Here is a 5838-nt window from a genome sequence, read left to right on the forward strand (position 1 = left end):
CGGCCGCCGGGCACCCCGCGGGGGGGCCGGCGCCCGGCGTCGCCCGGGGGCCGGGGGGGGGGGGCCCCCCCGGGGGGGGGGGGGGGCCCCGGGGGGGGGGGGCCCCCCCCCCCGGGGGGGGGGGGCGCCGCCCCCGGTACGGCGTTGCCCGGTCAGTCCCGCACGACGACGACCGGGGCGACCATCAGCTGGATGCGGCGCGGGTTGGCGGTGACGCCCGGCAGCTCGGTGCCGTAGGTCACGACGTCCTCGGGCTTGCGGGCGCCCGGGATCTTGCTGAAGTCCTCGACCGAGGCCAGCGTCGTCCGGCGCGGGTTCGCCGTGGGGCGGCAGGACAGCGTGGACTTGGTGGCGTTCTTCGCCTGGGACATCGAGAGCACCTCGTGGTCGCGGCCGGCCGGATCACGACGGATCGGCACCGGCCTGAGTTGATTCCGATTGATTCGGAGGGGTTCTGGGCAGGCTGGTCTGGGCCGTGCTCCGGAGAGAGCCAGGTTACGAGATCTCATTCCATAGAGGCCGTGACCAAAGCTACACATTGGACTGTGATTTTGCTCACAAAATGATGAGCAAAACGCAGATATCCGACATATCGTCGCAGCGGGATATTCCGACATTTCACCGATAAGGTGCATTCGGGAAGGTCCCCGACTCTTCCCGATCACGACTCTTCTTGGCATGTATCCGGCGAGTGTCCGAAAAAGGCGGTATTCCGGACCCGTTACCGCACAGTCCGTGAGACTGTGCAAGCGGTCGGTAGCGCCGGAGGCCTGGTTCCTGCGGCCCTTGTTGGGATTCCCCGGCTGTGCTGGAATGCGACGGACCGTGGGTAGGGAGTGGTCCACCCCGGTGCCCGCTCTCCCGGACCGGCCGGGGTGCGGATGGAAACTCGACACCGTCCAGGCCGTGGCGACGCGGCGGGACGCCCGGTCCAGAGGTTGCGACGCCAGTGCAGGGACGTTTCAAAAGGGGTAGCGGCGCCGCGGGTAACCCGGAGTCGCGTGAGCCTGTGGCAGCCCCTCAACAGGCGGCGGCCCCCGACGGCCCGGCCGAGCCGGTGACACCGGAGCCCCCCGGCCGCCCGGAGGAGGACGGTCAGGAGCGGAAGTCCGCCCGGGACAAGCTCCGCACCTCGCTGACCCGGCGACGCGCCACCGGTCTGAACCGGCTCGCGATGCGCAACTGGCGCATCCGCACCCGTCTGATCGCGCTGCTCGCCCTCCCCGTGATGGTCTCGCTGGTCCTCGGTGGCCTGCGCATCCAGAGCTCGATGGAGAACTCGCAGCAACTCGCCCAGATGGCCAACCTGTCCGACCTGGCCAAGAAGGCGACCAACCTCGCGGACGCGCTCCAGACCGAGCGCGACATCAGCGCCGGCCCGATCACCAAGGAACCGACCGCCCCGCTGGACGACGACATCGTCGCGGCCCGCAAGTCCACCGACGATCTGAGCCGCACCTTCACCGCGTCCTCCGACAAGTTCGAGAACCTCGAACTGTCCGGTGGAAAGGCGCTGTTGCTCCAGATCCGCAAGGACCTGAACTCGATCGCGGACACCCGCAGCCTGCCGTACCAGAACAACCAGAACATCCAGTCGACGATCACCGCGTACGACGTGATCATCCGCGACCTGCTGTCCATCACCCAGGACATCGCGCTCGCGTCGAACAACAAGGACCTGGTCGTCTCCACCCGCGCGCTCCAGCAGTTCTCGCTGGCGAAGAACGCGACCTCGCAGCAGCGGGCCCTGATCAGCGCCGCGCTCGCGAACCCGAAGAGCCCCGACCTCAGCGCCAGCGACGAGTCCTTCGGTATCCGTCTGCGCAGCTCGTACGACAACGCGATCGCGAGCTTCAACAACATCTACACCGCGCACGACCTGGACAACCTGCGCAGCCAGCTGAGCTACAACTCGGTGGTCGCCGACGCCGACCGCTACGCCTCCACGATCCTCACCCAGAGCGGCATCCGCCAGACCGAGGCGGTCAGCTACAAGGACTGGTACGAGAAGGCCAGCGCCAAGATCACGGCCGAGCGCCGGATCGAGTCCAAGCTCATCGAGAACCTGGACGGCAAGGCCCAGGACCTCCAGGCCCAGGCCGACGCCGACGCCCTGATCATCGGTGTCGCGGTCGCCCTGGTGCTGCTCGTCGCCCTCGGTGGCGCCGGTCTGATCGCCCGCTCGATGGTGCGCTCGCTGACCCGCCTCCAGGCCGCGGCCGAGGACGTCGCCGAGCGCCGCCTGCCCGAACTGGTCAAGACCCTCTCCGAGGCCGACCCGCACGACGTCGACACCACGGTCGAACCGGTCGCCGTCGACTCCACCGACGAGATCGGCCACGTGGCCCACGCGTTCGACATGGTGCACAGCGAGGCCGTCCGCCTCGCCGCCGAGCAGGCCCTCCTGCGCGGCAACATCAACGCGATGTTCACCAACCTCTCGCGCCGCAGCCAGGGCCTCATCCAGCGCCAGCTGTCGCTCATCTCCGAGCTGGAGAGCCGCGAGGCGGACCCGGACCAGCTGGCCAACCTCTTCAAGCTGGACCACCTCGCGACCCGCATGCGCCGCAACGGCGAAAACCTCCTGGTCCTCGCCGGTGAGGACCCGGGCCGCCGCTGGACCAGGCCCGTTCCGCTGGTCGACGTCCTGCGCGCCGCCGCCTCCGAGGTGGAGCAGTACGAGCGCATCGAACTCGCCGCCGTGCCGTCGGCCGAGGTCGCCGGCCGCGTCGTCAACGACCTCGTCCACCTGCTCGCCGAGCTGCTGGAGAACGCCACCTCGTTCTCCAGCCCGCAGACCCGCGTCCGGGTCACCGGCCACGCGCTGCCGGACGGCCGGGTGCTGGTCGAGATCCACGACACCGGCATCGGCCTGAGCCCCGACGACCTCTCCGAGATCAACGAGCGCCTCGCCAACCCGCCGACGGTGGACGTCTCGGTCTCCCGCCGCATGGGCCTCTTCGTGGTCGGCCGCCTGTCGCTGCGCCACGGCATCCGGATCCAGCTCCGTCCCAGTGACTCCGGCGGCACCACCGCGCTGGTCATGCTCCCGGTGGACGTCACCAACTCCGGTGACCGCCGCGGCACCGGCCGCCCCGGCTCCGCCCAGGCCAAGCAGCAGCGCGGGGTCGCCCCGACGCCGCGCCAGCAGCGCCAGATGCCGCCCGCCCGCCCGGGCGGTCAGGCCGCGCTCGGCCAGGGCCCGGCCGGCGGTGCCCCGCAGGGCGGCCGCCCGCAGCTCGGCCAGGGCGGCCCGGCCGCTCCGGCCGGTCCCGGTCCGCAGGCCGGTCCGGGTCCGCAGGCGGGCCCCGGTGCCCCCGGCGGCCGCGCCGGCGGCGGGCTGCCGACCCGCAAGGTCGGCCAGTCGCTGCGCGAGAACCCCGTCCTGCCGGGTGGGGGTCAGCCCGGTCAGGGGCGGCCCGCCCAGCCGCAGCAGAACCCCAAGTCGCCGCAGGCCCCGCAGCAGGCCCAGCAGGGCGGTCTGCCGCAGCGCGCCCCGGGCCGCCAGGGCCCGCCGCAGAGCGGCCCGAACGGCCTGCCCCGCCGCGGCCGTCAGCAGCCGCCCGGCCAGCCGCAGTCCGGCCGGCCCCAGCCCGGCCAACCGCAGTCGGGCCGGCCGCAGCCCGGTCAGCCCCAGGCGGACCGGCCGCAGCCCGGCCAGGAGCGGCCGCGCCCCGGTGGCGAGTTCGACGGCGGTCCCGGTCCCAGGACCGGCGAGCAGCCGCAGCACGGCCGCCCCGGCGGTCCCGGTGCGCCGCAGCAGGGCGCCCGTCCCGGCAACCGTCCGCAGGAGGGACTGCCGCAGCGCCGCCCGGCCCCGCAGGGCCCCGGCGCCCCCGGCCGGCCCGCCGCCCAGGGCCCGCGCGGTCCGCAGCGCCCCGGCCAGGAAGCGCCGCAGCGCGACCGTCAGCCGCAGCTGCCGCCGCAGGCCCCGCAGCCCCAGCCGTCGGCCGAGCCGGCGCCGGTGGAGAGCACCCAGCAGTTCGCCCGCCCGCGCTTCGAGGCCAGCCAGATCGACCCGCGCGACCCGCTGGGCCTCGGCCTGGTCGAGCCGGTGCTGCCGAACGTGCCGAACCCGCCGCGTCCGGAGCCGGTGCGTCAGGAGCGGGCCCCGCAGCAGCCGCTGCCGCTGCCGCACCAGGAGCCGATGGCGCTGCCGACCGGCTCCTCCCAGGCCGCCGACCGGCAGCCCGCCGACGAGCAGCCCTGGCACCCGCAGGACGACGGCGGACAGCAGGCACGGCCGCGGCAGTACCAGCCGCGCCGCCCCGGCACCTCCGCGCCGGAGTTCCGGCCGTCCGCCGAGGAACAGCAGGCTCCGGAGGGCCGGCCGCAGCAGCCGCAGGCCCAGCCCCAGCAGGCCCAGCCTCAGCAGGCCCCCCAGCAGCCGCAGCCCGGGCAGCAGCCGGGCACCGGTGACGCGCCGTGGCGTCCGTCCGCGAACGACGAGCGCTGGCGCCGCGCCGAGCAGGTCCGCGAGCCCTCGACCAGCGGCGTCACCATGTCGGGCCTGCCCCGGCGGACCCCGCAGGCCAACCTGGTCTCCGGCACCGCCGAGGCCTCGCCGCTGACCGGCCCGCAGGTCTCCCGGGCCCCCGAGGAGGTCCGCGGCCGTCTCACCAACCTGCGCCGCGGCATCCAGCAGGGCCGTCGCGCCGGGGCCGAGCAGGCCGCCAACCAGCCGGGCTTCCAGCATGGTGCCCAGCAGCCCGGATTCGATAGTTTCGGTGGCCGGAGCGACGGCAACGGCGCAGATCACCAGGAGCGTTGAGTTGAACCAGATGAGCCAGGCCGCACAGAACCTGAACTGGCTGATCACCAATTTCGTGGACAGCACCCCCGGGGTGTCCCACACCGTGGTGGTCTCCGCGGACGGCCTCCTGCTCTGCATGTCCGAGGGCTTCCCCCGGGACCGTGCCGACCAGCTCGCCGCCGTCGCCTCCGGCCTCACCTCGCTGACCAACGGTGCGAGCCGGATCTTCGAGGGCGGCGAGGTCAACCAGACCGTGGTCGAGATGGAGCGGGGCTTCCTGTTCCTGATGGCCGTCAGCGACGGTTCCTCGCTCGCCGTCCTGGCGGCGCCGGACTCCGACATCGGCCTCGTCGGCTACGAGATGGCCCTGCTCGTCGACCGCGCCGGCGCCGTCCTCACCCCCGCTCTCCGCGCCGAACTCCAGGGCAGTCTCCTGCACTGACCGGAGCCTCCGCGCGGATCCGCCCACCCGTCCCACCGCCCTCGCCGGGTCCGACCCGACCGGACCCGGCGCAACCCTCTCAGCTACCCTCAGGCAGCTGATCCCGCCTCAGCTGGCATCGCCCCAGCTGGAACCGGCTGCTCAAGGCTGCAGCACTAGGAGGACCCATGACCCCGCCCTCGACACCCGCCGGCTCGTACGGCAACGGGTACGGCAGCGGCTACGGCGGGCAGCAGTCCGACGGCTACGAGCAGCAGCCGCTGGTCCGCCCGTACGCGATGACCGGCGGCCGGACCCGACCCCGCTACCAGCTCGCCATCGAGGCGCTGATCTCCACCACCGGTTCGGCCGACCGGGCCACCGGGCTGCTGCCCGAGCACGCCCGGATCGTCAGCCTCTGCCGTGAGGTCAAGTCCATCGCGGAGATCTCCGCCCTGGCCGGCGTGCCGCTCGGTGTCGCCCGCATCCTGGTCGCCGACCTTGCCGAGGCCGGTCTCGTCGCCATCCACCAGCCCGCCGCCGCGGGCGAGTCGGGCGGAACGCCCGATGTCACGCTGCTCGAAAGGGTCCTCAGTGGACTTCGCAAGCTCTAACGCGGCCGCCCCCACCCGCGCCACCACCTCCGCGAAGATCGTCGTCGCGG

At 73.2% G+C, this 5838-nt stretch carries 4 protein-coding genes; 3 read left to right on the top strand and 1 reads right to left on the bottom strand.

The genetic code is table 11. From position 1 onward, the window contains the following. Nucleotides 1-152: 152 nt before the first annotated feature. On the bottom strand, nucleotides 153-419 hold the full coding sequence (locus ACIQOW_RS35995) for a hypothetical protein (protein ID WP_317620244.1): 267 nt from the start codon (nucleotides 417-419) through the stop codon (nucleotides 153-155). A gap of 590 nt (nucleotides 420-1009) precedes the next feature. On the opposite strand from ACIQOW_RS35995, the gene ACIQOW_RS36000 reads away from it, so the two are divergent. The 3 genes from ACIQOW_RS36000 to ACIQOW_RS36010 all read left to right on the top strand — a co-directional run bounded on the left by ACIQOW_RS36000 (nucleotide 1010) and on the right by ACIQOW_RS36010 (nucleotide 5788). Continuing rightward, complete coding sequence (locus ACIQOW_RS36000; protein WP_401092062.1) at nucleotides 1010-4771, top strand: nitrate- and nitrite sensing domain-containing protein; 3762 nt, start codon at nucleotides 1010-1012, stop codon at nucleotides 4769-4771. Between the two features lie 10 nt (nucleotides 4772-4781). After that, nucleotides 4782-5195, top strand: a complete 414-nt coding sequence (locus ACIQOW_RS36005) for a roadblock/LC7 domain-containing protein (RefSeq protein ID WP_188297107.1) — start codon at nucleotides 4782-4784, stop codon at nucleotides 5193-5195. 167 nt (nucleotides 5196-5362) lie between these two features. Next, the gene (locus ACIQOW_RS36010; RefSeq protein WP_188297106.1) at nucleotides 5363-5788 is read left to right on the top strand and encodes a DUF742 domain-containing protein; all 426 of its coding nucleotides are present in this window, start codon (nucleotides 5363-5365) and stop codon (nucleotides 5786-5788) included. Nucleotides 5789-5838: the final 50 nt, after the last annotated feature.

It is taken from the genome of Kitasatospora sp. NPDC091335 (assembly GCF_044757205.1).
Lineage (GTDB): Bacteria > Actinomycetota > Actinomycetes > Streptomycetales > Streptomycetaceae > Kitasatospora.